General features: G+C 50.6%; 1 protein-coding gene. It reads right to left on the bottom strand.

Annotation, left to right across the window (positions count from 1 at the left end):
* Window positions 1-274: 274 nt before the first annotated feature.
* A partial coding sequence (locus tag MFF01_RS22250) for an RNA-dependent RNA polymerase family protein (RefSeq protein WP_238228601.1) occupies window positions 275-1,277 on the bottom strand: 1,003 nt, incomplete at its 5' end.

The raw sequence follows: 1,277 nt of genomic DNA, 5'->3' as shown, positions 1-1,277 counted from the left end.
TTCGCTTTTTGCGGCTTTTTCTTCGGCTTCTTCGGTGCTTTGCCATTTTGCTTAGTCGTCAGGGCAGAAACTGCACTGATTAGCTGCTGCATCTGTTGGGCCTGGACGATCGGAGTTTGCAGCTCTGGAATCATGGGTGGGGCCGGCTGCATCGGCACCCGCCATGGACGGAACGCCGGGCGTGGTCGCCAACGGCGTCCGTAAAAGGTTTGAGTTGGGATGTAATTCATGGTGTCTGTAATACGTGGTCTTTAGATGTAGTGTAATCCTGCATCTATTTAGGACCGCCGTACAGATGTATAATGGGACCTCTTATTTTCCTAAAAGACTTCAAATTCTTAGACAGCGTGGACATCGCTCTAGTGATGTTCCCGACGCCACTGACTTGGTATCTTGAGCTCAGTGCCACGTCTAATTCTTCTCTCAATCCTATGCGGGACCACTTAACTGTTTCGTCTTTTAGTGCCCTTCTTCTGTCTTCATCCTGGTTGTCGTCCGCTGGGAGCGGTTTCCCGAGTTTGAACAGCCTCTTTAACGGGTCTGCAACCCTACACGCTGTACCGGCGACACTGTCGTACAGGATGAATCCTCCACAAAAGTACGGTGGTTTCTCACACATTGTGGCATCGATGATCTTTACTTCCATGTTGACCCAACTCGCACACCTTTCTGCCATTAGCGGGTCTGACCTCACGCCGTGCACTATGTTGTCATCACCTATGAAGGCGGCGCACGCCGAGGACGATAATTTGTCGCGTAAGACGCGGCACGCTATGACAATGTTCAGCAGCGTGTTGATGAAGAGTGTAAGAAACATTCCTGACTTCATCATAGCACCGAATTTAAATCTTGTACCGGTAGGTAGATGCACACTCGTGATCTCACCAAACGCAGCTTCGATAAGGTCCAGCAGTTCTTGGTCGACCCCGAGGTCTTCCAGAAGCATTAGCGCCGTTAGCGCTAAGGAGTCGTCTTGGCTCTTATCGAAGGATGCGATATCTGTCTCCAGTACAGCATCTCCCGGTTGAAAATGTGCCGCTATGATGGCATCAAAGTCCTCCGCCGACATGTCAAACAGAGTGTGAATGTTCGGGGTCAGAACGGCTTTTAGCCGCCTGACTAACTCTCTGTGGATTCCGCATAAATATGCCGTGGCCAATGGTTCCGCCGCTTGAATCACTTGCACTTTAGGCCTTTCTTCGGTATGCTTGGTGCCTGGTGTAACTTTCACATCTCTCTTCATATCCATCACGAAGCGGTCCATTGGCACCTCCTGG

The organism is Methylobacterium adhaesivum (assembly GCF_022179065.1).
Lineage (GTDB): Bacteria > Pseudomonadota > Alphaproteobacteria > Rhizobiales > Beijerinckiaceae > Methylobacterium > Methylobacterium adhaesivum.
The sequence above is the reverse complement of the archived record's forward strand: the minus strand, read 5'-3'. Positions and strand labels throughout refer to the sequence as shown.